Source organism: Nonomuraea sp. NPDC050404, from assembly GCF_040655495.1.
GTDB lineage: Bacteria > Actinomycetota > Actinomycetes > Streptosporangiales > Streptosporangiaceae > Nonomuraea.
Map to the genome: position 1 here is coordinate 95,607 of NZ_JBFAKB010000021.1, position 25,826 is coordinate 121,432.

Here is a 25,826-nt window from a genome sequence, read left to right on the forward strand (position 1 = left end):
TAGGACGAAAAGGTGACAAAAGCGGACCCCGTTGGCAATCATCATCGGCTCATTGACCGCTCTGTCGCGCTCACATAGCGTCCACTGGCGTGCGCTCGCGTGCACCACCAGAAAGGCAGGCCGATGAGCGATCTTTCGACCGAAGAGACGGGTACCGAGGGCGGTCAGAAGCTCAGGAGATCCTCCCGGAAAAGGACGAGCACCCGCACCTTCCGCCTCCTGAGCGAGGACACCGGACCGAAGGAGAGGAAGAAAAAGATCATTCCTACCTCGACCTCCGAGGAGGACGAGCCCAAGGCGCCGGTCAGCACCTCCAAGCGTAAGCGGAACACGGGCAGGCCGACAAAGCGGCCGGTCAAGAAATCACGTTCGGACGATCCGGAAACGGAAGTGCCGATCGTTCAAGATACGACCGAAACGGAAATGCCGGTCGATGACGTTGATATTCCTATCGACATCGACGAGGAGAAGGGCCCGCGGGTGGGCGGGGCCGATCCGATCATCATCACCGGCCCGGCGGCGCGGCCCGACATCGCGCTTCTGACGCACGACGCCCAGTCCCAGGGCAAACTCGAGGGCGACTACCTCTACCAGGTGCTGTCGAAGATCCGCAACAACGACCTCTTCGCCGACCTGGTGAACGACGTGGCCGTGCAGAAACCCGGTCCCTGGGCCACGACGGTCGCCGATCACCGGACGCTGCCCCCGGACCAGCAGTTCCCCGACGAGGTGCTCACCAGGCTCGGCAACGTGCCCGACAACGTGGGCGTCGTGGTGCTCGACCGGTCGGACTTCGAAGGCATCGAGGTGGAGGACGAGAGCGGGCAGCCCTACCCGCAGGCCACCTACAACTCCCTGCTGCACATGGTCGACCTCGGGGAGAACATCGCCGGCGACCTGCCCGTTCCCGCTACGGAGGGCGGTGGTTACTGGCAGTACTTCAAGAACACCTTGTTCGAGCTCTGCAACGCGGGCAACCGTACGAAGGCGGCGGCGATCGACAATGCCGCGGCCGCGGGAACGCTCGACTGCCTCAGCTACACGCTCGCCTGCGAATCGCTGGAGGCCGACAGCGAGGACCGTTTCGACCAGCTCTGGGTGGAAGTGGTGCGCGATCCGAACTGCCTGACCGTCATCGACGAGAAGGGCGGCAAGTCGAAGCCGCTCAAAGCGACCAACGAAATCAAGCGCATGCGTTTCAAGAACATCAGCACCAGCCGTGCGAAACGGCTGGAGAACAACATCCTGGTGAAGCACTCGGCCATCTACATCGAGTCCTGGAAGGACAATTACGCGGACAAATACAAGGCGCACGACGAGGACGCCTACAACCGGCTCATCGCCTGGACCGAAGGCGATGGCCAGCTGGATGTCGACGTCGCGGGGCGGGTCGCCGAGCTCACCGGGATCAACGTACAGAAGGGGGAGCTTAAATTGATGACGAACTACGTCCAGGCAGCTTTCTCCGACCCTCAGTCGTACGACCCGGAGACGAAGGACGACGACACCTACGGGTCCACCCGGAAGCAGAAGAAAAAGAAGAGCACCAAGGGCGCCGGCCGCAAGTCCAACAGGAAGACCAAAAAATGAGCATGTCATCCGATGAATTGCTACTTGAAGAGTTGTCCAAGCCACAGGAGGACAAGCCCAAGACGTTAAAGCGCCTGAAGCGCAAGGATACCGTCAAGAGTGACAAGGAGAAGACGGAGAAGCCGAAGAAGCCCACCGGCGCACCGCCGAGCACGGAGAAGAACCTGCTCAAGCGCAAGAACAGCAGCCCTGCCACGATGACCTCGTCCAAGAAGACGAAAACCGAGAAGACGACGAAAACCGAGAAGACCCCGATCCTCAAGACGCCGTCGTCGATGGGCGGGGACAACCCGATCATCATCACCGCCGCTGACGGCCGGCGCGACATCGCGCTCCTGACCTTCGCGGCCCAGCCGTCGGACGAACTCCGGCTCGACTACCTCTACCAGGCGCTGACGAAGATTCGCACGGTCCCCCTTTTCCAGGCTCTGCTGAAAAAAGTCTGCGCGCTCAAGCCCCCGCACTGGACCAATACCGTCACCAATCATCGCAAACTCGCTAAGGAGGACCAGTACCCCGACGAAGTGCTCACCAGGCTGGAGAAGGTGCCGGACACCGCGGGCATCGTGGTGATCGATCGCGTCGGATTCACGGACTTGGAGCACGGTGACGACCCGACGTGGCCCAAGGCCTTTTACAACAGCCTCCTGCACACGATCGACCTGGCGCAGAACAGCGACAAGGACAGCCTTCTCGTCCTGTACCCGGAACACGGAGGCTACTGGCAGTACCTCAGGAACGTCCTCTTCGAGCTCTGCAACGCCAGCCAGCGCCGGGGGCTGTACCAGATCGAGGCCCAGGCCGCGAAGGGCCTCGTTGACTGCGCCACCTACACACTCGGGAAAGAGCTGCTGGAAGCCGTGTCCGAGGAGCTCTCCGATGAGTTGTGGAAAAAGGTGATGAACAGCCTGGATTGCCGCACGATATTGAATACGGAGAACGGTTCCAGGGACGTGCTGTTCGCGACGGACGAGCTCATGGATCTCAGCTACGCGCGGGTCGTCGGCGCCTCAAGGAGAGAACGCCTGGCCAACGCCGTGACGACCAAGCACTCGGCCACGTACATCCAGCAGTGGAAGGACAGTTACGCGAGCAGCGCCAGTAAGACCACCACCACCTCCACCGCGTCGATCGAGGAGAACGTCGAGGCCATCACCGGCATCGAGGTGCCGGAGGACATCGGGCCCTACTTCACCAAATACGTCACGGCCGCGTACAACAGCCCGCACACGTATGTCATGTCGCCTCTGCCCCCGCCCAAGAAGAAGCCGGTCAAGAAGCAGACCGAGAAGACGACCAAGACAACGTCCACGGGAAGCGGCAGGAAGGGCGATCCCCTGAAGAAGCCGAAGGGCAAGAAGTGAGGAGAACGGCGGCGCCGGAGTTTCATGCGCGCGCGGCAGCGGGTTCCCTCGGCCCGGCCGGTGATCGAAGTCCGGCCGGGCCGAGGTGAGCGGGCTTTTCGCCGTCAGAAAAGTCAGCCCAGGTCGACCTGCGGGTACAGCGGGAACCCGGCCACGAGGTCGGTGGCGCGGCGGGAGATCTCAGTCGCGATCTTCGGGTCGAGGACGTACTGGGCCTTGGACGGTGCGCCGTCGCCGCCGGTGCCGGACTCGGTGGTGGTCAGCACGCGGTCGATGAGCGCGGCCACCTCGTCCATCTCGGCGGTGCCCAGGCCACGGGTGGTCAGGGCGGGGGTGCCGATGCGGATGCCGGAGGTGTACCAGGCGCCGTTGGCGTCGGCGGGGATGGCGTTGCGGTTGGTGACGATGCCGGAGTCGAGCAGCGCGGCCTCGGCCTGGCGGCCGGTGAGGCCGTAGGAGGAGGCGACGTCGATCAGGCACAGGTGGTTGTCGGTGCCGCCGGTCACCAGGGTCGCGCCGCGGCGCATCAGGCCCTCGGCGAGTGCGCGCGAGTTGTCGACGATGCGCTGGGCGTAGTCCTGGAAGGAGGGCTGGCGGGCCTCGGCCAGGGCGACGGCCTTGGCGGCCATGACGTGCGCGAGCGGGCCGCCGAGCACCATCGGGCAGCCGCGGTCCACCTGGTCCTTGAGGGAGTCGTCGCACAGGACCATGCCGCCGCGCGGGCCGCGCAGCGACTTGTGGGTGGTCGTGGTGACGATCTGGGCGTGCGGGACGGGGTCGAAGTCGCCGGTCAGGACCTTGCCGGCGACGAGACCGGCGAAGTGGGCCATGTCGACCATGAGCGTGGCGCCGACCTCGTCGGCGATCTCCCGCATGATCCGGAAGTTCACCAGACGCGGGTAGGCGGAGTAGCCGCCGACGATGATCAGCGGCTTGAACTCGCGGGCGGAGGCGCGCAGGGCGTCGTAGTCGATCAGGCCGGTGGCCGGGTCGGTGCCGTAGGAGCGCTGGTCGAACATCTTGCCGGAGATGTTCGGACGGAAGCCGTGGGTGAGGTGGCCGCCGGCGTCCAGGGACATGCCGAGCATGCGCTGGTTGCCGAACGCCTGGCGCAGTTCCGCCCAGTCGGCATCGGAGAGGTTGTTGACCTGCCGGACACCGGCCTTCTCCAGCGCCGGAGCCTCCACCCGCTGGGCGAGCACGGCCCAGAAGGCGACCAGGTTGGCGTCGATGCCGGAATGCGGCTGTACGTAGGCGTGCCGGGCGCCGAACAGTTCCCTGGCGTGCTCGGCGGCCAGGGACTCGACGGTGTCGACGTTGCGGCAGCCGGCGTAGAAGCGGCGGCCGACGGTGCCCTCGGCGTACTTGTCGCTGAACCAGTTGCCCATGGCCAGCAGGGTGGCCGGCGAGGCGTAGTTCTCGGAGGCGATCAGCTTGAGCATCTCACGCTGATCGGTGACCTCCTGTCCGATGGCGTCGGCCACGCGCGGCTCGACGGCGCGGATCACGTCGAGCGCGGCGCGGAACGCGGTGGATTCGGTGGAGCGGGATTCTGTTGTCACGGGGGACCTCCGGGCGTCGGGTGCAGCGTTCACGGTACGGCCCAGGCGCACGGCACTTGACCTGGACCCAGGTCCAGAGGCCGCTCCCCGATGGTTGGCTCCATCCCAGCACGCCAGTAACGGCCTGCCGATCAACATACAGGGTCAACGGCTGCGGATAGGCAACAAAGGTCCGGCACCGGTGTCCGGCACCGGTGTCCTGCGCCGTCGCCGATCGTTGTCACAGTATTGACGCGCACAGGAGGCCGATGATGACAGAGGGGACGCTCAAGCACGGCATGCCGTTCTACACGGTGGGCGAGGGCAGGCCGCTGGTGGTGCTGCGGTGGTTCGCCGCCGAGCACGCCAACCCCACCGGAATGGCGCTCAGGATGGAGAGCAAGGTGATGGGCCCGCTCGGGCGGCATTTCGAGGTGTACGCCGTCAACCGGGCACCTGACATGCCCGCGGGAACGACCATGGCCGACATCGCCGGCCGGCACGCCGAAGCCCTGGCCGAGCGCTTCGGCGAGCCCGTGGACGTGCTGGGCATGTCGTCCGGCGGGTCGCTGGCGTTGCAGCTGGCCGCCGACCATCCGGAGGTGGTCCGGCGGCTGGTGGTGGCCGGGGCCGCGTACACGCTGACGCCCCTCACCCGCGACGTGCAGCGCCGTTACACCGAGGCGGTGGCGGCGGGGCGGCGCGGCGCGCACCACCAGGCGCCCGTGGTCGGCAGGACCGCGCTGTCCAGGGCGCTGATCCGGCCGTTCATGTGGCTCTCCGACCCCCTGATGCGCCCGTCGAATCCGCTGGACATGCTGCACTTCGCGCAGGCCGAGGACTCCTTCGACGTACGCGACCGGCTCGCCGGCATCTCGGCCGCCACGCTGATCGTCGGGGGTGAGCTCGACCTGGCCTACTCGGTGGAGTTGTTCAGGGAGACGGCGAAGCTGCTGCCGGACGCGCGGCTGGTGATCTATCCGGCCACGAGTCACCTCGGCACGTTCTCCCATCCGCGCTTCGCCCACGACGTGGCGGAGTTTCTCGGAAAGGATTGACGGCGGCCTACCGGTCCCAGGCGATCAGGAGCGGTTCGGCGGGGAGGTCACCGGCGAGCACACCTTCGACCAGGCTGGGGAGGCGGACGGGGAGGACCTGTTCCGTGGTGGCCCGCAACTCGTCCAGGGTCCACCAGCGGAAGCAGTCGAGCCGCGACCGTTCTTCTTCTTCCATCCCCGAGGTGTCGATCTCCAGGCCGGGGACGCGGTGCACGAAGAAGTGGTGCTCGGAGCGCATCACCACGTCGTCGTGGCGGACCCAGACTCCGGCGTGGAGCGCGACGGCCGTACCGAGCGCGGCCGGCTCGACCCGGTAACCGATCTCCTCACGCAACTCCCTCGCCGCGGCGGCCTCGGGCGTCTCACCGGCTTCGAGGCGGCCCCCTGGCGTGTACCAGGCCATCCCGCCGTTCTTGGCCGACCGTCGTGCGCGGTAGAGAAGAATCCGGTCCTCATCGTCGAGGACGATCACCCGGGAGGCCGCGGTGAGAACCGGCGCGGGATGATGCCAGCCGATGACGTGCGGCTCAGCCGGGATCTCGCCCTTGAGCAGCGGCTCAAGCAGATCGGGCAGATTACGCGGGATCAGCTTCTCGCTCGTGTCCCGCAACTCCTCAACCGTCCACCACCGGTATGTGTCCAGAAGCGAACGTTCGAGCTCCTCCATCGCAGAGGTGTCCACCGTGACCGCCGGAACGCGGAGCAGGAAATAATGGTCGGTGCCGTAATAAAGGGCGTCATTGGAGTGCACCCAGTAGCCCTCACTCACGGCGACCACCGGACCGACTTCCTCCGGCTCAACCTTCAAACCGGTCTCTTCACGGAGCTCACGGGCGGCCGCGACCGCCAGATCCTCGCCGCGGTGAACGCCGCCGCCCGGAGTGAACCAGGCCGGCTCGGGGTTCTTGAGCGGTCCCTGACCCAGGAAGAGCAGGATCCGGTCCTGGTCGTCGATGAGAAGGATGCGGGCGGTGGGTCTCATGATCGGCTCGGGCACAAGGGCGACCCTACCCGGCGGCTGGGACAGCTACCGGCTCTGCTACGTCCGCGGCCCCGAGGGGATCATCGTCGGGCCGGCCGAACAACTTTGGCTGAAGGCCGTCTCACCGGTCGGAGAGCAGATGCTCGGCCGCGCCTTCGAGGTGACGCGCCATGTCGATCGACCGGGGCAACATCGTCTTCTCGTAGCGGCGTACCGCGTCGTCGATGGTGTCGGCCCCGGCGACGGCGGCGGCGAGGTCGGCGGCGTCGAGCATCGCGAGGTTGACGCCGACCCCGAGCGGCGGCATGAGGTGGGCGGCATCCCCGAGCAGGGTCACCGTGGGGTTGTGCGCCCAGGAGTGCGGGACGGGCAGGGCGAAGATCGGCCGGTCCACGTAGGGCCCGTCGTTGTCGGTGATCATCGCGAGCAGGCCGGGTGCCCAGTGGCCGTAACGCTCCAGAAGCAGAGCGCGGGTGTCGTCAGGTGACAGGCCGCCGGCCCGGATCCAGCCGGCCGGTACGCGCTGGATCAGGTAGACGCGGATGTGGTCACCGCCGTTGCGCTGGGCGAACATGGCGCGCAGGCCGTCGGCGGCATGGGCGCCGCCCGGGCCGACCAGCTCCGCGATCCCGGGATGGCGGTTGTCGACGTCGTCGAACCACGCCTCCAGGAAGCTCACGCCACTGTACTGAGGGGCGGCGTCCGAGACGGCCGGGCGTACCCGGGAGAAGGCGCCGTCGGCGCCTATCACCAGGTCGGTCTCAACGGTCGAGCCGTCGGCGAAGTGCAGGCGGCGCGGCCCGTCGGCGGGCCCGCCGACCCCGTCCAGCGCACATCCCCACCGCACCGTGCCGGGGGCCAGGGAGCCGAGCAGGAGTTCGCGCAGCTTTCCGCGGTCGATCTCCGGCTTGAACCTGTCGCCGGGCTCCGGGACCAGGTGCGCGGTGAGCTTGCCGGTCAGGTCCAGCTTCCGCATCTCCTGGCCTTCGGGGCGGGCCAGCCGGAAGAACTCCTCCAGCAGACCGGCCGCGCGCAGGGCGATCTGGCCGTTGTCGGCGTGCAGGTCCAGGGAACCGCCCTGGTCGCGGGCGTCGGGGCCGCTCTCGCGGTCATAGACCGTGACCGGGATGCCGTGCCGCTGCAGGATCCGGGCACAGGTCAGACCGCCGGGGCCGGCGCCGACGATGCTGATGCGGGCGTGGGAAGGGGGCACTGAGGCTTCTTTCATACGAAGCAGAGTGCGTAAAAAAGTGTAATCTGTCAACTTAGTTATAGATTGCATTAGAGTAAGGATGTGGTGATCGGCTAGGATGGCGTCATGTCCGAGCCCACGATGGGTCGCCGCGAACGCAAGAAGGCCGCCACCCGGCAGGCGATCGCCGATGCCGCCCTTCGCCTCTTCCTGGAGCGCGGATACGACCACGTGAGCATCCGGGACGTCGCCGAGGCGGCCGACGTCTCCGTCACCACCGTCTTCAAGCACTTCAGCGGCAAGGAGGCGCTCGTCTTCGACCAGGAGGAGAGCATGGACGCCGGCCTGGTCGCGGCGGTACGCGAGCGGCCCGCCGGAGGCGGCGTACTCGACGCCCTGAAGGAGCACGTGCTGCGGACCTGGCTGCCCGTCGCGCAGCACCCGCAGCGCGTCGAGTTCAACCGGCTGGTGGACTCCACCCCGGCGCTGCGCGCGTACGCGGAACGCATGTGGGTGCGGCACGCCGGCACGCTCGCCGCGGCCATCGCCGGGGAGTTCGGCGTGGAGCACGACAACCTGGCCTGCGCCGCGCTGGCCCGGTTCGTCCTGGACGCCCCCGCCCTCGCCCAGGGGCGGCGCGACCACCGCTCCGCGATCGAGGAGATCTTCGAGATCCTGGCCAACGGCTGGCAACCCCCCCACCGGCCGGCGCCGGGGACGTGATGTTCCGGTGAAGCAGGCGGTGGTGGTCGCGCAGGTCCCGGTCTCATGGGACATCGAGCAGAACCTGCGGTACGTCCGCGAGGCCATCGGCCAGTCACGGGCCGGTGACCTGATCCTCCTGCCCGAGGGAATGTTGTCCGGATACGGGGACGACCTTTCGCCGCTCGACGATGCCGCACGTGCCGAGACGGTGACCCGGGCGGCCGACGCCGTGGCCGAGCTCGCCGAGCGGCGCGGCGTGCACGTGTTCTGCGGGTCGCTGATCCGGGACCAGGATGCGTGGTGGAACGCCGCACTGTACTTCGGTCCCCACGGGGAACGATGGCACTACCGCAAGATCAACCTCGCGATGGGCGAACGTGGCCGCCTGCGAGCCGGGGATCAGTTGGCGCCGGTGAGCCTGGGGACGGTCACCGTGGGCGTACAGATCTGCCGCGAGCTCCGCTTTCCGGAACAGTGGCGGCACCTGGTGGACGCCGGCGCCGAGGTGCTGGTCTACCTCACTCATGCGGCCAACCCCGCCGAAGCCGCCGGAGTATGGCGCAGCCACCTGATCAGCCGAGCGGCCGAGAACCAGCGGTTCGTCCTGGCCTGCAACGTCGCGGAGCCCCTGCAACACTGCCCGAGCATGATCATCTCTCCTCGGGGCGAAGTCCTGGCCGAGACCTCCTCCACCGCCGTCGAGATCCTGCGCAGCACCATCGACCTGGACCAGATCGGCAACTGGTACCTCGACCAGCGACGCGACCTGTCCCACCTGTAAATTCGAGGATCCGCTGGTCCAGACGGTTCGCGTGGCCGACGTCACCTACGACCTCGAAAGACCCTAGCCCGTCTACTGGATACGTTGCCCGACTCGAAGGGGGCGCGGTCCGTACAGAACAAGTGCCGCACGACCGGGCCCGTCGGGTGCCGTCGGGACCCGGCACCCGGCGGAAGAGCGTCAGGAATCAGGGGGTGAGGGCCGGTCGTCGTGAAGGGATGAGGCCGAGCCGGCGGCCTGCCTTCTCGCACGCCTCCGCGATGCGGCTCAGTTGGGCGTCGGAGTGCGCGGCGGTGACGCCGATGCGGATGAGCGCAGTGCCGTCCGGGACCGCCGGGGGAACCAGGGCGCCCGTGAAGACTCCTTCGTTCAGGAGTTCCCGCCACAGCCGCATGCAGACCAGCGGCTCGCCCACGCGGATCGGGACGGCCGGCGTGATGCCCAGGCCGGTGTCGAAGCCGAGGCCGGTGAGGTCGGCGCGCAGGCGGCGGGCGGCCGCCAGGACGCGCTGGCGGCGTTCGGGCTCGGCGCGGATGATGCCGAGCGCGGCCTGCGCCGCGGCGGTGCACGCCGGCGGCAGCGACGCGGAGAACAGCGCCGCCCGCGCGTTCAGTCGCACGTGGTCGATCACCGCCGCGGGCCCGGCGACGGCCCCGCCGAGGGTGCCGAAGCACGTGGAGAACGTCAGAGTCTGTACGTCAACCGCGTCCAGCACGCCGAGATGCTCGGCCGCGCCCCTGCCGCCCAGGCCGAGCAGGCCCACGTCGTGCGCGCCGTCCACGATGAGCCGGGCGCCGTGCTTGCCGGCGAGCCGCGCCAATGAGAACAGGTCGCCCAGATTGCCGTCGGCGGAGAACATGCCCTCGGTCAGGATGAGACGTCCCCTGTCCCGGGGCGTGGCCTTCAGCCGGCTTTCGAGCTGAACGGCGTCGTTGTGCCGGAAGCGGTGCAGTTCGGCCTGGCCGAGGCGGGCGGCGTCCAGCAGCGAGGCGTGTACGCCCTGGTCGGTGAACAGCACGTCGTCCGGCGCGAACAGGGCGCTGAGCGCGAGGTTGGCCTGGTAACCGGTCGTGACCACGAGCGCGGCCTCCTGCCGCAGGAAGGTGGCGAGTTCGCCTTCCAGCCTCTCGTGCAGCGCCAGCGTGCCGTTGACGGGCCGGGAGCCGCAGTTGCCGGTGCCCAGCCGGGCGATCGCGGAGGCGGCCGCGGCCTTGAGCCGGAGGTCGTTCGACAGGGCCAGGTAGTCGTTGGAGCCGGCCATGAGCACGGCGGTGCCGTCGATGACGACTTCGCTGTTCGCCAGGCGTTCGGAGATGGAGTGGTGGTAGGGGAAGACCCCTGAGGCGATGGCGTAGCACGCGTCCGGCCGGGGTTGGCACTTGCTGAAGGCGTCCAGCATGGTCTGGCTCACTTCCTAGCGATCGTTACACAGCGTGTTGCATAAGAGATCTTGAAAGAGATATTGCCTGTTCAGGGAGTGGCTTTGCCATCTCTTTACCCAAGGACAGTTACAGCGAGTAATCTTTTCGCCATACTGAGTCCCACTTCCACCCTCCTGGAAAGGGACGTTCCGCGATGACCACTGAGACGATCTTCGAAGAGCTGGCCATGTGATGAGCGCACGGACCCGCGTCGCCGTCACCGGCCTGGGCGTGCGCACGCCCGCCGGGCACCATCTGAAAGAGTTGTGGGACACCCTCGTGACGGGTCACTCCACCGCGCGCACCATCGCCTCCCTCCTCATCGACGACCTGCCCGTGACGTTCGCGTGCAAGGTGGACGATCCGGGGTGGGAGGAGCATGTGAGCGTCAGGCACGCGCATCGTATGGACCGCACCAGCCTGCTGGCCGCCTGCGCCGCCGCCGACGCCATCACCGACGCCGGCGGCCTGCCGGCCCAGCCCGGCCGCCGTGCCGTCGTGACCGGAACGGCGCTGGCCGGGAACGAATCGAGAGAACAGGCCTTCCTGGGGCACCCCCGCACCCAGCTGACGGTGCCGAAGGCGATGCACAACGCCGCGTCCGCCTGGCTCACCATCCGGCATCAGATCACCGGGCCCAGCGTCACGGTCTCCACCGCCTGCGCCGCCGGCGGCCACGCGATCGGCGAAGGACTGCGCCTGATCAGGGACGGCTCGGCCGACGTCGTCGTGGCCGGCGGCGCGGAGGCGTGCATCTCGCCCACCATGCTGCTGGCCTTTCACCGCTGCCGGGCGCTGTCCACGCGCGTCGCCGACCCCGAACGCGCCTGCCGTCCCTTCGACGTCGGCCGCGACGGCTTCGTCATGGGCGAAGGGGCCGCTTTCGTGGTGCTGGAACGGCTCAAGGACGTCGTACGGCGCGGCGGTCGCGTCTATGCCGAACTGGCCGGCTACGGCCGTACCTCCGACGCCTATCACCTGACCATGCCGCACCCCGACGGCGACGGCGCGGAGCGGTGCATGCGCCAGGCCCTTGCCGACGCCCGGCTCACACCCGGCGACGTGACGCACGTCAACGCCCACGGCACCGGCACCCAACTCGACGACCTCGCCGAGGCGCAGGCGATCGCCCGCGTCTTCGGCCCGCACCGGGTCCCGGTCACCTCCACCAAGAGCGTCACCGGCCACGCGCTCGGCGCGTCCGGCGCGATCGAGGCCGTCGTCAGCGTGCTCACCCTGGTCGAACGGACGATCCATCCCACGGCCAACCTGGAGACGCTCGATCCGCGCTGCGACATCGACGTGCCCCGGGCCCCGCGCCCGCTGGAGCCGGGCGCCGTGGTGTCCAACTCCTTCGCCTTCGGCGGCCACAACGCCAGCCTGGTCTTCACCCCGTACCCGAATTGCTGACGGAGGTGTCCGGATCACTCAACGGCACAGGGCGCGCTCGGCGGTGGCGATCAGGGTCGCCGCGGCCTTGGCGACGGGCATGGACCGGCCCGTGAACAGCAGGTCGAAGCCGGTCAGCAGCCAGAGCAGGTCCGCCGCCTGCCCGGATGTCACGTCCGGGCGCAGCACTTCCTGCCCGGCCAGGTGGGCCATTCGCCGGCGCAGGGCGCAGGCTGCGGAGCTGAAGGGAGCGAGGTTCAGTTCTTCGCGGGGTTGACCGCGTTGAACGAGGCGCCCACCGCGACGTTGTCGTGGAAGATGACTCGCTCCTGGACGAGGGTCGGGGCGGTGTTCCACGCGGGCTTGTAGAGCCCCCACTTCAGATAGCCCTTGGTCGTGGCGTCGTCGTTGAAGGTGTTGGCGCCGGTGGCGCTCACGACCCGCTTCCAGCCGGGCGTCTTGTGGGTCTGGTGCCAGCCGGTGATGGCGCCGTCGTCGCCGTGGCTCCACCTGATGCGGAACACGAAGTCGTGCCACCGTCCCGGCTGCACGTCGGTCAGGTCGTAGCTGTCCTTCTTGAGGGACTCGGCCGTCGAGCAGCGGCCGGCGTCGGAGTTGACGCGCAACTGGAACTTGCCGGTGGGCTGCACGGTGAGGAACGCGCTGGGCCACTTCTGCGCCTCGCACGTGTCGCGCCACGGCTTCCACTGGAAGACGATGTCCTCCCGGGAATCCTTCTGCCACGTGCTCGGGATGTAGATGCTGAACCCGTAGTAGGCCGTGCTGCCCGACCTGAAGTGGCTCGCGGTGTTGCGCAGCGTGTGCGATTCGGCCCTGACCCCGCCCTCGACCGCCGGATCGCCGTATCGCACCTGGCTCATGACCGCGTACTTGCCGGTCCGCGCCAGGGATTTGATCCCGAGCGAGTGGCCGCAACACTTGTTGACCTCAAGCGCCGTACCCGAGGAGATCCTGCCGTCCTCGTAGGTGAACCTCAGGGTGCCCGCCGCCGTGGCCGGTTGCGCGGCCGACAGCATGGACAGCATGGCGCAGCCGGCCACCAGCGCCACGCGGGCAGCACCCAACCGGTAGTTCCGGGATGTCACTTCGTCGCCTTCCGTCGCGTGGGTAGTGAAGCGCGAGCGTAATGACAGCCGGTATAGGCGCGGTATGTCCTCCTCACGTGCCGGGCGGCCCGAGGCGGAAGATGTGGAACTGCATCCTGACGCCGTCGGGGAACGGCGGCTGGGTCGCGACGGTCCGCAGGTGGCGGGCGCCGGTGAAGGCGACGTTCAGTGAGTCGTGCAGGATGCGGTCGATGGCCTTGATCCCGACGAGGCACGGCCGGTGATCTCGCGCGCGCAGGATGTCGGCCAGGATCTCCGGTACGGGCGGCGAGGTGCCGAGCAGGTCGAGCCCGTCGGGCGTTACGGCGGGGCCCCACGGGGGTTCGATGACATAGAAGTCGAGCGGCCCGTGGACCGGGAGCAGGGGGAGCAGGGCGCGGTAGTCGATCAGCCGAAGCCGGGTCGAGGCGCCCGTCACACGCAGGTTGTGGCTGGTCGCGTCGTGGACGAGCGGATCGATCTCGGAGGCGTACACCGGTACGCCGAGCGTACGGCCGAGATGGGCGCCCAGGTTGCCCGAGCCGCAGAACAACTCCGCGACGAGCGGCCCGTCGCCCTCCCCTTCGCGGAGCAGTTCGGCCACGGCCTGCGCCACCGCGTGGGACAGCATGTCCACGCAGCACTCCACCGAGGTCCGGCCCAGGACCTGGATGCCCGCGGCCGTCATGGCGGGAGCCTGGACGCCGTACAGGGAGAAACCCTCGGGGCGGCCGTGCACGATCCGGCCCACCTCGCAGAGCTGGGCCGCGGTCAGCGTCGTGGTGCGCAACGGGCCCATCAGCCGCCGGCACAGGTCGTAGTAGACATCGGTCGGGTCCATCGCGACGAGCCCTCCACCAGGTCGAGCACCGGCATCAGCTCTCGTCATACCCGTCCGTGGCAAATCGATCACGGGGCCGGACTCAGTGTTGTCGCTGGAAGAGGGCCATGAGTTCGGCGGGCGCGTCCTCCTGGAGGAGGCCGGCCTGGGCGATCTGCCGGTAGAAGGCGGCCTGGCCGGGGGCGCCGAGCCACGGCTGGACGAGCCGGTCGAGGACGGCAGGGCGATCTTTCACCCTCGAGAACAGTGCGTCGCTATCCTGGGCGCGTGTTCACAGGTGATGATCTTCACACGGCCGACACCCAAGTCTCCATCGTCCCGTCAGTTGGCGACACTCAGGACATGTTTCCCGTGCCCGACATCAGGCAAGCCGACACGCAGGTCTCCGGCTTCCCGCCTGTCACCAGGCAGGCCGCTCCTGTCACCAGGCAGGCCGCTCCTGTCACCAGGCAGGCCGCTCCGCCGGACCCGGGCCGCCAGGCCGTATGGTTCGGCCGGGAGACCATGGTCGCGGGCACCCTGCTCGGCCGCGCGCCACGCACGCTGAACTCTCACCAGGCGAGGGCCTGGGCCACCAGCCTGCTGCAGACGCGGCTGCTGCCCTGGCGGGAGAACGAGGAGGACTGCTGGCACACCACCAGCGACCTGCTCATCCAGCAGTACGCCCTCTTCTACGACCGCGGCTGGATCCTGCTGGACGAGGTCACCCGAGCACCCCGGCCGCCTTCGGCCACGGACGCTTACATGCTGGCGTGGGCCGAAGAGGCGCTCGGCTTGACCGACCCTCCGGCGTGGCTGCCCGGAGAGGAACATGACGGCACGTGGTATGCGGCCATACCCGACAGGCGGCCTCAGCATCACCTGTAGTCGATCTCAGCCCGACCGGATTCCCTTCCGGAGCCCTCGGTCAGAGGAATTGCTGGTAGCACCTGCGCGAGTACACCGATGGCACCGACCGCTAGTAGGAGAGGCCACCTAGCTGCTGGGCGACCTCGTCGAAGAACCGCTGCCCTGCGGAGGGTGAGTTGATCACCTTCGCCACCGGCTGCTTGAGCTGAAGGTCTTGACCTTGTGTGCCGGTCTCGCGGGCTACGATCTCCGCGACGCGGTACAAGGTCTTCAAGATGTGCACCGCCTGCCGGCCGTGGGCCCAGTACGGGACGCTCGCCGTCCATCGCCCCTCGTACAGGCTTACCTGCAGGCCGGTGGGTCCATGCGAGATGTCCCAGCTGGGCGGGCCCTCGGAGACCTCGACCTGACCGAGGTCCTCCCGGATGAGTGGGATCAGACGACCCCAGGCGGCTAAATCGGCGTCCGTGTAGTCGATGGACTCGGCATACTCCATCGCGTCCATCGCGTCCATGCCGTCCTCCCAGCACTCTTTCGGTGGCAGGCGGCGATCAAAGTGCACGTCGTAGCTCACGGTCGGGACATTACCGAGACTCGGCTAGCGATTGCGCCTTCTGCGGCGCCCTTGCGAGCCGGGGCCGGTGCCTGGGATGAGGCGGAAGGGGCGGTTCAGGGTGGTGCGCAGGGGTTCGGCTACCAGGTCGTGCATTTCGGTCAGGCCCACTCTGTCGTGGTGGCCGGAGGACAGGACCGAGGCGGCGAGCTGGTAGGCGTCCCTGCCCGCCATCGCCTTCAGTTGCTCGATGAGGGCCTGTGGGCCGCCCAGCTCCAGCAGGATCAGGAAGTTCTCCGCCCCCAGGAGCAGGTGCTCGCGTTGGGCCAGGGCCGCGGGGTCCACCTCGCTGTCGTCCACGAGGAAGGTCAGGGCGGTGGGGCCGAGGATGGGGTCGTGGCGCAGGGTACGCAGGAGTGCCTGGCCCTGCGGGAGGGCTTCGGCCAGGACGTTCAGCATGGCAGTGGCGCGGGTGCGGTACGGGCAGGCGCGTACGGCATCAAGCAGGGACTCGACGTCCTGGCCCGGATGGGAGAGCCAGGCGTTGAGCTCTTCCGCGGCCTCCTTGGGCGGGTAGTGCTGGGCCAGGACGCCGAGGAGTTCGGCGGGTGGCGCGGCGGACAGTTCGCCGACCAGGGGAGCGTCGCGGCCCTCCGACAGCAGGGACGCGCGGATGGCGTGCTGGGCGAGGGGGGACAGGCGGGCCAGGAGGAGGTTGTCGTTCGCCAGGCGGGTGCGCAGGCGTTCCACCGCCTCGGGCGGAAACTCGTCGTCCAGGTCGGTGAGGCAGAGCTCGGGGGCGGGGCCCCGGGTCAGTTCGACGGCGCCGAGCAGGGCGAGCACCTCGAAGGTCTGGTGCAGGTCGAGGGCCGTGCGGCGGCGCGCGAGGTCCCGGACGCGCGCCGTCTCCGCGTCCGGGCCGGGAATGCGGTTCTGGTGGGTCAGCCGCGCTGTCTCCGCGTTCGCGCCGGGAATGCGGTCCTGGTGGGTCAGCCGCGCCGTTTCCGCGTTCGCGCCGGGAATGCGGTCCTGGTGGGCCTGCCACGCCGTCTCCGCGTCCGCGCCGGGGATGAAGTCGTGGTGGGCAAGCCACGCCGTCTCCGCCAGCCGCAGCACGGGCGTGTCGTCCAGGCCGTACATGGTGTTGAGGACGTCCGGGAGGATCTTCTCGAAGAAGTCGCCGAGCGGCGGGCCCAGTTCGGGGAGGGTCTCGAAGGCGCGGGTCCACAGGGCGGCCGGATCCCGCAGCAGGGCGGTGGATCTGCCGACCAGGCAGAGGCGGCCCTTCGTGACGCGGACCAGGCGCAACTTCCTGGCCCAGGCCAGCAGGAGGCTCAGGTGGGGGAGGTCGGCGGCGGCGCGGACCTGGAGGTCCTGTTCGCCGGTGCCGAGGAGGGCCGACAGGTCGCGGGCCGCCGCCAGGGAGAGGTTGCCGGCCCTGGTGAGCGGGCGGCCGTCCTTGCCCGCCCATGTGGCCAGGGCGATGAGGCGGCGCACGATGGTGCTGCCGGCGGCGGCCTCGGCGAGGGCCGCGGGTGAAGGCAGGGTGATGGGAGGCTGGAGGAAGGCGCGGTCCTCCTCCAGGTCGGGCTCCCCCGACGCGATGAGCTTGTCGAGCACGTCCTGGTCGTAGCGGATGTGGCCGGCGTTGAGGTCGTGCCTGAAGTCCTCCACCGCGCCGGGGTCGGCCAGCTCGTTGCCGTGGTCCAGCGCGGTCTGCGCCCAGAACTTCGCCAGGCCCTGGAGATAGGGATCGTCCAGGGCCTTCTGGAATTCGGGGCCGGTCCGGGTGATCGCCTCGTCGGCCTCCGCGAAGGTGGCGCCCCTGGGGTCACGCAGGCCGGTCGCGCTCAGATAGTGCAGGTACGTACGGAGGATCTCCGGGGCGATCTCCAGGATCTCCCTCGGGACCACCACATATTTCGGCACCCAGGCCAGCAGGTAGCGCCTGATCTGTCTCTCGTCCCAATAGGCCAGGCGGCCGTCGCGGCTGTGGTGGCGGGCCTCGATGGCCGCGGCGATCAGCTGGTCGTCGGCGGGCCGCCCGTGCTCCTCCGCCCAGGTGAGGCAGCGCCGCAGCAGGACGGACTTGGCCGCCTCGAACTCCTCCGCCTCCTCGGGCTCGAACCAGGTACGCAAGCGCGGCCCCCTGTCTCATCGGATCAGGTCTGCCGCACCAGTATTCCGGTTCGGGAGTCGTCCCCGGGGCTATTTCAGAGCGCCCGCCGTCAGCCCGGCCACGATCCGGCGCTGGAAGAACAGCACCAGCAGGACGAGCGGGATCGTGACCAGGACGCCGGCCGCCATCTGCGTCCCGAACGGCGTGTCGAATTTGGCCGCGCCGGTGAACTGGGCGATCCGGACGGTGGCCGGCTGGCGGGCCTGGTCGTTGATCATGGTGACGGCGATGATGAACTCGTTCCAGGTCGCGATGAAGGCCAGGATCGCCGTGGTGAAGATGCCCGGCGCGGCCAGGGGCAGCATGACGCGGCGGAAGGCGGCGAAGGCCGTGCAGCCGTCGACCATGGCGGCCTGCTCCAGCTCGTACGGCAACTGCCGGAAGAACGTCGTCAGGTTCCAGATCGTCAGCGGCAGCGCGAACGACATCGAAGGCACGATCATGGCCTGGTAGGTGTTGATCCAGCCGATCGAGGTGAACAGCTCCAGCAGCGGGACGATGAGCAGCGCGCCGGGGAACATCGACACCGCGATGACCAGGGCCAGCACCACGTTCTTGCCGCGGAAGGCGAGCCTGGCCAGCGCGTACGCCGCCAGGGTGCCGACCAGCAGCGTCACCGCCGTGGTGGTGCCGGCCACGATGAGGCTGTTGAGCAGCGACTGCCCGAAGCCCATGTCCGCGGCGAAGACCGCCTCGTAGCTCTCCAGCGACCACGGGGCCGGAAATGGTGATTTGTCGTAAATGTCGGCGGTGCGGCGGAAGCTCGACACCACCATCCAGTAGAACGGCACCAGGCAGTACAGGGCGATACCGATCATCCCGGCATTACGCCTCATTCCGGCTCACCTTCCTACGCTGCCGTACATCACCCAGCAGATCCGCCCCGAGCAACTTCACGAACACGAACGCGATCACCGCGATGTACACGAACAACGCCGTCCCGTACGCCGACGCGGGCCCGTAATGGACCCGGGTGGCCTCGTCCCAGATCAGCCCCGACAACGTCTCCACGGACTGTTTGCGCGGCCCGACCAGCACGTACGGCAGATCGAAGATGCGCAGCGCGTCCATCAGCCGGAACAGGACCGCGACCAGCAGCGCGGGCTTGACCAGGGGCAGCGTGATCCGCCAGAACGTCTGCCACGGCGTCGAGCCGTCCACGCGCGCGGCCTCGTACACGTCCCCGGGGATGATCTGCAGCCCGGCCAGCACGAGCAGCCCCACGAACGGGGCCGTCTTCCACACGTCCGCGATGATCACGGCGAGCTTGGCCCAGACGCCGTCCGCGGTCCACAGGATCTCGGTGCCGAGCAGCGCGTTCGCCACCCCGTCCGCCTGGAAGATCCACTTCCACATCAGGCCGGAGACGGCGGTCGGCACCGCCCACGGGATGAGGATGCTGGCCCGCAGAAAGGCCCGCCCCCTGAAGGCCCGCTGCATGACCAGTGCCATCACCACCCCGAGCACGACCTCCAGGGCGACCGTCACCACGGTGAAGAGCGTGGTGTTGAAGGCGGCGTTCAGAAAGCGCTGCTCCACCACGCCCGCGTAGTTCGCCAGGCCCGCGAACCACTCGCCCTCCACCACGAAGCCGTCGGCGTCGAGGCGCTGGCCGCTCTCGTAGAACGACTCCCGCATGGCCGCGACCAGGGGATAGAAGACCACGAGAGCGAGCACGATCATGGTGGGGGACAACATGGCGGCCGCCAGCCACGCCTGTCCCCGCGGGGCGGCTCTCACTTCAGCAGAGGCCCGAGAGCGGTCTGCAGCTCCGACAGGCCCTGCTCGACCGGCTTGGCGCCGGTGACGATGGCGTACGCGGACTCCTGGATCGCGGCCGTGACGTCGCCGTACTTGACCGCCTTCGGGCGCGGCTGCGCGGCGAGGATGCCTTCCTTCAGCGCGGGCAGGTACGGGTACTTCTTGATCATCTCAGGGTCGTCGTAGATCGCGGCCAGCGGCACCGGCATGGAGCTGGTCCGCGCGAACGCCTTGATCTGCTCGGCGCTGGTCATGAACGCGATGAAGTCCCGCGCGGTCTGCTTGTGCTTGGAGAAGGCGGAGACGGCGAGGTTGTTGCCGCCGAGCGTGCCCGCGCCCGGGCCGGTCAGCCCGGGGATCGGGGCCACGTCCGCCTTGCCGCTGACCTTGCTGGAGCCGTCCGTCTTCTGGGCGGCCTCGTAGCCGTAGGCCCAGTTGCGGTAGAAGAGCAGCTTGCCCTCCTGGAAGGCCACCCGGCCCTCCTCTTCCTTGTACGTGATCGCCTCCTTCGGGATCATCCCGCTCTTGAAGCCGTCGGCCAGGAACTGGGCCGCCTTCTTCGCCGCGTCACTGGTGAGCTGCGGCCGGCCGGAGGCGTCCACGAGCTCGCCGCCCGCCGAGGCCACGGCCTCGGAGAAGTTCACGGTCAGGCCCTCGAACTTGTCGAACTGGCCTCCGTAGCAGCTCATGCCCTTCTGCTCGGGCAGCACCTCATCGCAGATCTTCTTCATCTCGTCCCAGGTCTTGGGCGGCTCCTTGACCAGGTCCGTGCGGTAGTAGAGCAGGCCGGTGCCGGTGAAGACCGGCATGGCATACAGCTTGTCGCGATATTTCCCCGTCTCGACGGGGGCGGGCAGGAAGCCGGAAGTGTCGAGCTTGAGTTCGTCCACCCACCGGTTCGCGGCGAACTCGCTGGTCCAGACGGCGTCGATGAGGATGACGTCACCTGCGTCGGACTTGGTCTGCGCGTTCTGGATCAGCTTGCGGCGCTGCTCGTCGGCGCTCTCGGGGAGCAGCACGACGGTGGCCTTCTCATCGGGATGCGCGGCGTTCCAGGCATCGACGATCTTCTGCACCGACTCGGCCTCGAACTTGCCGCCGAGGAACGTGATCGGCCCGCGCGACGGCGCGGCGGCCGGCGTGGTGGAGGTGCCGGACGAGCCGCAGGCGACCAGGCCGGTGGTCAGCGCCAGTGCGGCGGTGGTGACGTGGAGGGCTTTCATCGGGGGGTTCCTTCCAGGGGTACGGTCTCGCCGGTCAGCCGTGACCGCTCGGCGGCCCAGGCGATGAGATGGCTGTGCAGGCTCTCGGCCGGCGAGGAGAGGATCGGGGCACGATCCCGGGTGGCCACGGCCGTCAGGAACGCCTCCACCAGCGCTTCGTCGCCACCCCCGTGACCGCCCCTGGCCGTCCCGTCCCCCGAGGGGCGGGTCTCGACGACCGAGGAGCGGCCGGTGACGAAGTCGTGGACGGTCAGGCGGTCGCCGTCGCCGTCGATGGAGCCGCGGGTGCCGAAGATCCGGGTCTGCCGGTGTTGCGCCGGGGTGAAGCCGGTCATGGTGAACGACGCCGTCGTGCCGCCCTCGAACTCCAGGTTCACGACCTGGTGATCGACGACGTCGTTGTCGCAGGCGTAGACGCATCTGCCGTACGGGCCGGTCCTGAGCGCCTCCAGCACGCCCTCCTCGGACAGGTCGTCGGTGAGCACGGACAGCGGCCAGGCGTCCTTGCCCGCGAGCGGGAGATAGATGCGCTTGGCCGAGTACGGGCAGTCCGGCTCGACCGCGCACTCCAGGCAGCGGTCGGCCGCTCCGGCCGGGCGGCTCTCGGGGCGGAAGTGGTGCAGGCCGCCGAAGGAGGAGACGCGGGTGACCTGCCTGCCGGTCAGGTGCACCAGCCAGTCGAGGTCGTGGCAGGACTTGGCCAGCAGCATGAACGTGGACTCGTCGGTCCGCCGCCAGTTGCCCCGCACGTACGAGTGCGCCTGGTGCCACCACCCCACCGGCTCCAGGTGCTGCACGCTGACGATCTCGCCGATCCGCCCGTCGTCGATCAGCGCCTTCAAGGCCCGCGTGTACGGGGTGTAACGCAGCACGTGGCACACCGCGAACACCGCCCCGCTGCGTTCGGCGGCCGACACGATGGCCCGGCAGTCGTCCTCCGTGACCGCCATCGGCTTCTCCAGCAGGATGTCGTAACCCAGTTCGGCGAAGCGCACCGCGGGCTCGACGTGGTCGCGGTCCTGGGTGGCGATGATCACCGCGTCCGCCTGCCGGGGGAGCGCTGCCAGCTCGCGCCAGTCGGCGTACGCGGCGGCCCCGGGGAACCTGTCGCGCCGGCCGCCGAGCGGGTCGGCCACCGCGACCACCCGCGCCCGGCCGGTTTCGACGGCGTGGCGGGCGTAGGAGGTCCCCCGCGAACCCGCGCCGACCACGGCGAGAGTCACCATCACGCCTCCACTTATGTAACCAGTTAACGTATGTCGGCTGATGCTAGGATCCGGGCTGGTAGTCGTCAATAGGGAAGTTATGGGAAAGGGTCTCATAAGTGACCGAGCTACGACCGGGTGACGCGTCGCTGCTGCGAAAAGTGAACACTCAGGTCACGCTGCGGGCCCTGCGTCGCGCGGGCGTGGCCACGCTGACCCAGCTCGGTCGCGTCACCGGGCTGTCCAGGCAGACGGTGGAGGCGGTGCTCGACGAGCTGGGCGAGCGCGGCTACGTACGCGAGGTGCCGCCCGACGAGGGCGCGATGGGCCGGCCCGCGCGGCGCTTCGGGTTCAGGGCGGACGCCGGTTACGTGGTGGGCGTGGAGGTCGGCGGCGACGCCATCGTGGCCGCGCTGGCCGACCTCAACGGCGAGGTGATCGCCTGGCGGCGCGGCGAGGTCTCCGGCGACGCGGCGGCCCACGAACGGCTGGAGGCGGCCGAGGCGACCGCGCTGAGCTGCGTGGACGGGGCCGGCGTGGCCCGCAAGCGAATCTGGGCCGTGGCCGCGGGCACCTCGGGCATCGTGGACCGCACCGGGCGCGTGTCCCTGTCGATCACACTGCCCGGCTGGACCGGCGTGGACCTGGCGGGGCTGGCCGGGCGCTGGTTCGGCTGCGACGCGCTGGCGGCCAACGACGCCAACCTGGCCGCGCTGGCCGAGCACTGGCGCGGCAGCGCGCAACACGCCTCCGACGTCGTGTACGTGCTGATCGGCCACCGGGCCGGCGCGGGCATCCTGATCGGCGGGCGGCTGCATCCCGGGCGCAGCGGGGCGGCGGGCGAGATCGGCACGCTGCGCCAGGTCGGCTGGGAGGACGCCGCCCGCGAGCTGGTCAAGGACGCCTCGGCGGCGGAGGTGTTCGAGGCGGCGCTGGGCGGCGACCGGGAGGCCGTGCGGCGGGTGGACCGCTACGCCGAGAACCTGGCCATCGGGGCCTCGGCGCTCGCCCTGGCCATCGACCCCGACCTGCTGGTGCTCGGCGGGGGTTACGCGCGGGCCGGCGACGTGCTGCTCGAACCACTGCGGCGGCACCTGGCCGAGTTGTGCGTGAGCGCGCCCGAGGTGGTGGCCTCCACGTTCGGGGACGAAGGGGTGGCGATCGGCGCGGTACGCCTCGCCCTCGACCACGTGGAACGCGAGGTCCTGGGACTTTAATATGCGCGGGCGGCTGCCAGCAGCACGTCGCGCACCTGCTCCTCCGGCAGGTCCATCGTCTTGACCGCGCCCCACTGCAGCGCCCCGAGCAGCGCCCAGCTCTTCAACCTGGTCTCCGGGTTCGGGTCGTCGCCCACGAGCTTGGCGTAGATCTCGTCCCTGAACGTCCGGATCTGGTCGCGTTCGGAGCCGGGCGTCATCGAGGTGTCGTCGGCGGCCAGGTCCTCCATGAACAGCCGGATCACCGTCCGGTAGCGCACCGCGAACCCCACCAGCGCCTCGACGAACTCGGCCCGGTCGGTGTACGAACCGTCGAGCAGCGCCACGATGTCGCCCGCCACCGGCGACAGCAGCTCGATCGCCAGCCGGTCCTTCGGATGGAAGTGGTAGGCCACGGCGGTCTTGGTCAGGCCGACGGCGTTGGCGATGTCGGACAGGGACGTGGCGGCGTAGCCGCGTTCGGCGAACAGTTCCCTGGCGGCGGCCAGGATCCGGGTGCGGGTGTCGTCGGCTGTGGTCATCGTCTCATTTCCCTGGAGGAGACAGCCTTCCGGATATTTCCCGTTTTATCGTATGTGTGGCCCTGTACGACCGTACAGGACGGCCGTCGAGTGGGAGCTGGGCGAATGACGCGGTTGCTGGGACGGCTGGGCGGCTGGTGCGCGCGGCACGGCTGGATAGTGCTGGTGACCTGGGTGATCGCGGCCGCCGCGCTGATGGGGACCAGTCTGGCCTACCCCAGCCCCACGACCAGCGACGCCAGCATCCCCGGCACCGACGCGCAGATCGCGCACGACCTCATGAAAGAGGGCTTCGGCTCCGGTTACGGCACCGGCGGAACGGTGCAACTCCTGCTCTACTCGCCCGACGGGTCCCTCATGGAGGACGAGCGCAAGGAGGCCGTGGAGAAGTCCATGGACGTGCTGCGCACGATGCCGCACGTGGAGAAGGTGGACTCGCCGTTCCGCGCCGGTGGCATCTCCTCCAACCTGCAGATCGGGCTCATCACGATCCGCATGGACGGCAACGACGGCCAGAAGATCGCCGAGACCACGCAGGAGTTGTCGAAGGCCGCGGACCCGGCCCGGGAGGCCGGGCTGGAAGTGGTGCCCGCCGACAGCTCCACCCCGGCCGACAAGGAGATCAAGACCGGGCCCAGCGAGATCATCGGGATCATCTGCGCGCTGCTGGTGCTGATCTTCGCGTTCGGCACGCTGGTGGCCGCGATCGTGCCCATCTTCGCCGCGCTGATCAGCGTGGGTACCGGCCTCGGCGTGATCGGGCTGCTCGGCTGGGTCGTGGACATGCCCAAGCAGGCCGGGATCATGGCCACGATGATCGGGCTCGGCGTCGGCATCGACTACGCGCTGTTCCTGCTGTCCCGCCACCGCCGCCTGCTGGCCGACGGGGTGCCGGTGGCGGAGTCCGTACGCAGGACGGTGGCCAGCTCCGGCGGGGCCGTCGTGTTCGCGGGCGGCACGGTGATTATCGCGCTGAGCGCGTTGTTGCTGGCCGGCTTCCCGCTGCTGGCCACCCTCGGCTGGGTGACCGGCATCTCGGTGGTGGCCGCCGTGCTGACCTCGGTCACGCTCGTTCCGGCCCTGCTCGGGCTGCTCGGCCACCGCGTCAACGCGCTGAAGGTGCCGCTCCTGCGCAGTTCCGGCACGGGCGGCACCGGCTGGGCCGGGCTGGGCGCGTGGGTGGCCCGCCGGCCGTGGCGGGTGCTGATCGGCAGCGTCGTCGTGCTCGGCGCGCTGGCCGCACCCGCGCTGGCGCTCCAGCTCGGGCCGCTGGACGAGGCGTACGGCACCCAGGGCTCCGAGCCGCGCCGCGCGTACGAGCTGATGGCGACCGGCTTCGGCCCCGGCTTCAACGGGCCGCTCGTCGTGGTCGCGGAGCTGCCCTCGAAGGTCGAGGACGCCGACGACGCCATCGTGGACGACCTCGTCCGCGAGGTGAAGGCCGTGGACGGGGTCAAGCACGTGGCCGACCCCAAGCTCAACGAGTCCGGCCGCTCGGTGCTGATCCAGGCCATCCCCGAGTACGCCCCCAGCGACGAACGCTCCGCCGAGGTCGTCAGGGACGTCAGGGCCATCTCCCTGGCCGGCGTCGAGGTGCACGTCGGCGGCAAGGTCGCGGGCCTGACCGACGCCGGGGACCGCATGAACGAGCGCACCCCGCTGGTCATCGGCGTCGTGGTGCTGCTCAGCGCGCTGCTCCTGCTGCTGGCCTTCCGCGCGCCGATCGTGGCGATCAAGGCGGCGGTGATGAACCTGGTCTCGCTCGGGGCGGCGTTCGGGGCGCTGGCGCTGGTGTTCTCGATCGGGCTCGGCAGCGGGCTGGTGGGCATGGATCCGCCGGTCAACTCGTCCTTCATGGAGACGGTCTTCTTCTCGGTGCCCATCGAGAGCTACGTGCCGCTGATGTTGTTCGCGGTGTTGTTCGGGCTGTCGATGGACTACGAGGTGTTCCTGCTGACGGCGGTGCGGCAGTCGTACATGAGGCATGGGGACAACGCGCGGGCCGTCGCCGAGGGGCTCGGCTCGACCGGGCGGGTCATCACGTCGGCGGCGCTGATCATGGTGGCGGTGTTCGTGGCGTTCATCGCCTATCCGGACGCCATGGTCAAGACGTTCGGGGTGGGGCTGGCGGTGGCCATCGCGGTGGACGCCACGATCATCCGCGGGTTCCTGGTGCCGGCCACGATGGTGCTGCTGGGACGGCTCAACTGGTGGTGCCCGCGCTGGCTGGACCGCATCCTGCCCAACCTGTCGGTGGAGGGGCACGAGGACGACGAGACGCCCGTGGTGCGGCGGGAGGAGCCGGTCAAGGCGGGGGTCTAGGGAACGGGAGATGTCCCGACCCGGTA

The 25,826-nt window shown here is 69.0% G+C and carries 24 protein-coding genes and 1 riboswitch; of the genes, 9 read left to right on the forward strand and 15 right to left on the reverse strand.

Annotation, left to right across the window (positions count from 1 at the left end):
- Window positions 1–123 precede the first annotated feature (123 nt).
- Both AB0I81_RS43665 and AB0I81_RS43670 read left to right on the forward strand, forming a co-directional pair.
- Window positions 124–1,590, forward strand: a complete 1,467-nt coding sequence (locus AB0I81_RS43665; RefSeq protein ID WP_360670514.1) for a hypothetical protein — start codon at window positions 124–126, stop codon at window positions 1,588–1,590.
- The gene (locus tag AB0I81_RS43670; protein WP_360670517.1) at window positions 1,587–2,954 is read left to right on the forward strand and encodes a hypothetical protein; all 1,368 of its coding nucleotides are present in this window, start codon (window positions 1,587–1,589) and stop codon (window positions 2,952–2,954) included. The genes AB0I81_RS43665 and AB0I81_RS43670 overlap by 4 nt, the downstream gene beginning before the upstream one ends.
- Window positions 2,955–3,067: 113 nt before the next feature.
- Here the strand turns inward: AB0I81_RS43670 and AB0I81_RS43675 are convergent, their stop codons facing one another.
- Window positions 3,068–4,516: a glycine hydroxymethyltransferase gene (locus AB0I81_RS43675; RefSeq protein WP_360670520.1), complete on the reverse strand. Its 1,449-nt coding sequence runs from the start codon at window positions 4,514–4,516 to the stop codon at window positions 3,068–3,070.
- 32 nt (window positions 4,517–4,548) lie between these two features.
- Window positions 4,549–4,647: riboswitch (ZMP/ZTP riboswitch) on the reverse strand.
- Between the two features lie 117 nt (window positions 4,648–4,764).
- On the opposite strand from AB0I81_RS43675, the gene AB0I81_RS43680 reads away from it, so the two are divergent.
- On the forward strand, window positions 4,765–5,553 hold the full coding sequence (locus AB0I81_RS43680; protein ID WP_360670522.1) for an alpha/beta hydrolase: 789 nt from the start codon (window positions 4,765–4,767) through the stop codon (window positions 5,551–5,553).
- Window positions 5,554–5,560: 7 nt separating this feature from the next.
- Here AB0I81_RS43680 and AB0I81_RS43685 read toward each other — a convergent pair whose 3' ends face one another.
- Together AB0I81_RS43685 and AB0I81_RS43690 are read right to left on the reverse strand one after the other, a co-directional pair.
- On the reverse strand, window positions 5,561–6,550 hold the full coding sequence (locus AB0I81_RS43685) for an NUDIX domain-containing protein (protein WP_360670525.1): 990 nt from the start codon (window positions 6,548–6,550) through the stop codon (window positions 5,561–5,563).
- A gap of 106 nt (window positions 6,551–6,656) precedes the next feature.
- Window positions 6,657–7,763, reverse strand: a complete 1,107-nt coding sequence (locus AB0I81_RS43690) for an NAD(P)/FAD-dependent oxidoreductase (protein WP_360670528.1) — start codon at window positions 7,761–7,763, stop codon at window positions 6,657–6,659.
- Between the two features lie 90 nt (window positions 7,764–7,853).
- Here AB0I81_RS43690 and AB0I81_RS43695 point away from each other — a divergent pair, with 90 nt between their 5' ends.
- Together AB0I81_RS43695 and AB0I81_RS43700 are read left to right on the forward strand one after the other, a co-directional pair.
- On the forward strand, window positions 7,854–8,450 hold the full coding sequence (locus tag AB0I81_RS43695) for a TetR/AcrR family transcriptional regulator (protein WP_360670531.1): 597 nt from the start codon (window positions 7,854–7,856) through the stop codon (window positions 8,448–8,450).
- A 7-nt stretch (window positions 8,451–8,457) separates the two neighbouring features.
- On the forward strand, window positions 8,458–9,213 hold the full coding sequence (locus AB0I81_RS43700; RefSeq protein WP_360670534.1) for a nitrilase-related carbon-nitrogen hydrolase: 756 nt from the start codon (window positions 8,458–8,460) through the stop codon (window positions 9,211–9,213).
- 187 nt (window positions 9,214–9,400) lie between these two features.
- On the opposite strand, the gene AB0I81_RS43705 is transcribed toward AB0I81_RS43700, so the two are convergent.
- Window positions 9,401–10,624 carry an aminotransferase class I/II-fold pyridoxal phosphate-dependent enzyme gene (locus AB0I81_RS43705; protein WP_360670536.1) on the reverse strand — a complete coding sequence of 408 codons (1,224 nt, stop codon included), beginning with the start codon at window positions 10,622–10,624 and terminating at the stop codon, window positions 9,401–9,403.
- 202 nt (window positions 10,625–10,826) lie between these two features.
- Here AB0I81_RS43705 and AB0I81_RS43710 point away from each other — a divergent pair, with 202 nt between their 5' ends.
- On the forward strand, window positions 10,827–12,044 hold the full coding sequence (locus AB0I81_RS43710; RefSeq protein WP_360670539.1) for a beta-ketoacyl-[acyl-carrier-protein] synthase family protein: 1,218 nt from the start codon (window positions 10,827–10,829) through the stop codon (window positions 12,042–12,044).
- A gap of 18 nt (window positions 12,045–12,062) precedes the next feature.
- Here AB0I81_RS43710 and AB0I81_RS43715 read toward each other — a convergent pair whose 3' ends face one another.
- The 4 genes from AB0I81_RS43715 to AB0I81_RS43730 form a co-directional block, all read right to left on the reverse strand.
- Window positions 12,063–12,236 (reverse strand): hypothetical protein, encoded by a 174-nt coding sequence (locus tag AB0I81_RS43715; RefSeq protein WP_360670542.1) that lies wholly within the window; start codon window positions 12,234–12,236, stop codon window positions 12,063–12,065.
- A gap of 44 nt (window positions 12,237–12,280) precedes the next feature.
- On the reverse strand, window positions 12,281–13,129 hold the full coding sequence (locus AB0I81_RS43720; protein WP_360670545.1) for a polysaccharide lyase: 849 nt from the start codon (window positions 13,127–13,129) through the stop codon (window positions 12,281–12,283).
- 73 nt (window positions 13,130–13,202) lie between these two features.
- Window positions 13,203–13,970 carry a hypothetical protein gene (locus AB0I81_RS43725; RefSeq protein ID WP_360670548.1) on the reverse strand — a complete coding sequence of 256 codons (768 nt, stop codon included), beginning with the start codon at window positions 13,968–13,970 and terminating at the stop codon, window positions 13,203–13,205.
- Between the two features lie 82 nt (window positions 13,971–14,052).
- Window positions 14,053–14,205: a hypothetical protein gene (locus AB0I81_RS43730; RefSeq protein WP_360670551.1), complete on the reverse strand. Its 153-nt coding sequence runs from the start codon at window positions 14,203–14,205 to the stop codon at window positions 14,053–14,055.
- A gap of 107 nt (window positions 14,206–14,312) precedes the next feature.
- Between AB0I81_RS43730 and AB0I81_RS43735 the strand changes: the two genes are divergently transcribed.
- The gene (locus tag AB0I81_RS43735) at window positions 14,313–14,837 is read left to right on the forward strand and encodes a hypothetical protein (protein WP_360670553.1); all 525 of its coding nucleotides are present in this window, start codon (window positions 14,313–14,315) and stop codon (window positions 14,835–14,837) included.
- A 91-nt stretch (window positions 14,838–14,928) separates the two neighbouring features.
- Here the strand turns inward: AB0I81_RS43735 and AB0I81_RS43740 are convergent, their stop codons facing one another.
- The 6 genes from AB0I81_RS43740 to AB0I81_RS43765 form a co-directional block, all read right to left on the reverse strand.
- Entirely contained in the window at window positions 14,929–15,393 is a 465-nt protein-coding gene (locus AB0I81_RS43740) for a hypothetical protein (protein WP_360670556.1), read from the reverse strand.
- 24 nt (window positions 15,394–15,417) lie between these two features.
- Complete coding sequence (locus AB0I81_RS43745; protein ID WP_360670559.1) at window positions 15,418–17,511, reverse strand: hypothetical protein; 2,094 nt, start codon at window positions 17,509–17,511, stop codon at window positions 15,418–15,420.
- Window positions 17,512–17,580: 69 nt separating this feature from the next.
- Window positions 17,581–18,387 (reverse strand): carbohydrate ABC transporter permease, encoded by an 807-nt coding sequence (locus AB0I81_RS43750; RefSeq protein WP_360670562.1) that lies wholly within the window; start codon window positions 18,385–18,387, stop codon window positions 17,581–17,583.
- The gene (locus AB0I81_RS43755) at window positions 18,377–19,291 is read right to left on the reverse strand and encodes a sugar ABC transporter permease (protein WP_360670564.1); all 915 of its coding nucleotides are present in this window, start codon (window positions 19,289–19,291) and stop codon (window positions 18,377–18,379) included. The genes AB0I81_RS43750 and AB0I81_RS43755 overlap by 11 nt, the downstream gene beginning before the upstream one ends.
- Window positions 19,288–20,535, reverse strand: a complete 1,248-nt coding sequence (locus AB0I81_RS43760; RefSeq protein ID WP_360670567.1) for an ABC transporter substrate-binding protein — start codon at window positions 20,533–20,535, stop codon at window positions 19,288–19,290. Before AB0I81_RS43760 ends, AB0I81_RS43755 begins: the two co-directional genes overlap by 4 nt.
- On the reverse strand, window positions 20,532–21,761 hold the full coding sequence (locus tag AB0I81_RS43765) for a Gfo/Idh/MocA family oxidoreductase (RefSeq protein WP_360670570.1): 1,230 nt from the start codon (window positions 21,759–21,761) through the stop codon (window positions 20,532–20,534). Before AB0I81_RS43765 ends, AB0I81_RS43760 begins: the two co-directional genes overlap by 4 nt.
- Before the next feature lie 98 nt (window positions 21,762–21,859).
- Between AB0I81_RS43765 and AB0I81_RS43770 the strand changes: the two genes are divergently transcribed.
- Window positions 21,860–22,957, forward strand: coding sequence for an ROK family transcriptional regulator (locus tag AB0I81_RS43770; protein ID WP_360670573.1), 1,098 nt, complete (start codon window positions 21,860–21,862; stop codon window positions 22,955–22,957).
- Here the strand turns inward: AB0I81_RS43770 and AB0I81_RS43775 are convergent.
- On the reverse strand, window positions 22,954–23,478 hold the full coding sequence (locus AB0I81_RS43775; protein WP_360670576.1) for a helix-turn-helix domain-containing protein: 525 nt from the start codon (window positions 23,476–23,478) through the stop codon (window positions 22,954–22,956). The two genes, AB0I81_RS43770 and AB0I81_RS43775, sit on opposite strands and share 4 nt — an antisense overlap.
- 105 nt (window positions 23,479–23,583) lie before the next feature.
- On the opposite strand from AB0I81_RS43775, the gene AB0I81_RS43780 reads away from it, so the two are divergent.
- Window positions 23,584–25,800 carry an MMPL family transporter gene (locus tag AB0I81_RS43780; protein ID WP_360670579.1) on the forward strand — a complete coding sequence of 739 codons (2,217 nt, stop codon included), beginning with the start codon at window positions 23,584–23,586 and terminating at the stop codon, window positions 25,798–25,800.
- Window positions 25,801–25,826: the final 26 nt, after the last annotated feature.

What these genes read in the sequence shown, in the direction of transcription:
- AB0I81_RS43665 (WP_360670514.1), top strand. Translation starts at nt 124, where the DNA reads ATGAGCGATCTTTCGACCGAAGAGACGGGTACCGAGGGCGGTCAGAAG.
- AB0I81_RS43670 (WP_360670517.1), top strand. Translation starts at nt 1,587, where the DNA reads ATGAGCATGTCATCCGATGAATTGCTACTTGAAGAGTTGTCCAAGCCA.
- AB0I81_RS43680 (WP_360670522.1), top strand. Translation starts at nt 4,765, where the DNA reads ATGATGACAGAGGGGACGCTCAAGCACGGCATGCCGTTCTACACGGTG.
- AB0I81_RS43690 (WP_360670528.1), bottom strand. Translation starts at nt 7,763, where the DNA reads ATGAAAGAAGCCTCAGTGCCCCCTTCCCACGCCCGCATCAGCATCGTC.
- AB0I81_RS43695 (WP_360670531.1), top strand. Translation starts at nt 7,854, where the DNA reads ATGTCCGAGCCCACGATGGGTCGCCGCGAACGCAAGAAGGCCGCCACC.
- AB0I81_RS43710 (WP_360670539.1), top strand. Translation starts at nt 10,827, where the DNA reads ATGAGCGCACGGACCCGCGTCGCCGTCACCGGCCTGGGCGTGCGCACG.
- AB0I81_RS43715 (WP_360670542.1), bottom strand. Translation starts at nt 12,236, where the DNA reads ATGGCCCACCTGGCCGGGCAGGAAGTGCTGCGCCCGGACGTGACATCC.
- AB0I81_RS43725 (WP_360670548.1), bottom strand. Translation starts at nt 13,970, where the DNA reads ATGGACCCGACCGATGTCTACTACGACCTGTGCCGGCGGCTGATGGGC.
- AB0I81_RS43735 (WP_360670553.1), top strand. Translation starts at nt 14,313, where the DNA reads ATGTTTCCCGTGCCCGACATCAGGCAAGCCGACACGCAGGTCTCCGGC.
- AB0I81_RS43750 (WP_360670562.1), bottom strand. Translation starts at nt 18,387, where the DNA reads ATGAGGCGTAATGCCGGGATGATCGGTATCGCCCTGTACTGCCTGGTG.
- AB0I81_RS43760 (WP_360670567.1), bottom strand. Translation starts at nt 20,535, where the DNA reads ATGAAAGCCCTCCACGTCACCACCGCCGCACTGGCGCTGACCACCGGC.
- AB0I81_RS43765 (WP_360670570.1), bottom strand. Translation starts at nt 21,761, where the DNA reads ATGGTGACTCTCGCCGTGGTCGGCGCGGGTTCGCGGGGGACCTCCTAC.
- AB0I81_RS43775 (WP_360670576.1), bottom strand. Translation starts at nt 23,478, where the DNA reads ATGACCACAGCCGACGACACCCGCACCCGGATCCTGGCCGCCGCCAGG.
- AB0I81_RS43780 (WP_360670579.1), top strand. Translation starts at nt 23,584, where the DNA reads ATGACGCGGTTGCTGGGACGGCTGGGCGGCTGGTGCGCGCGGCACGGC.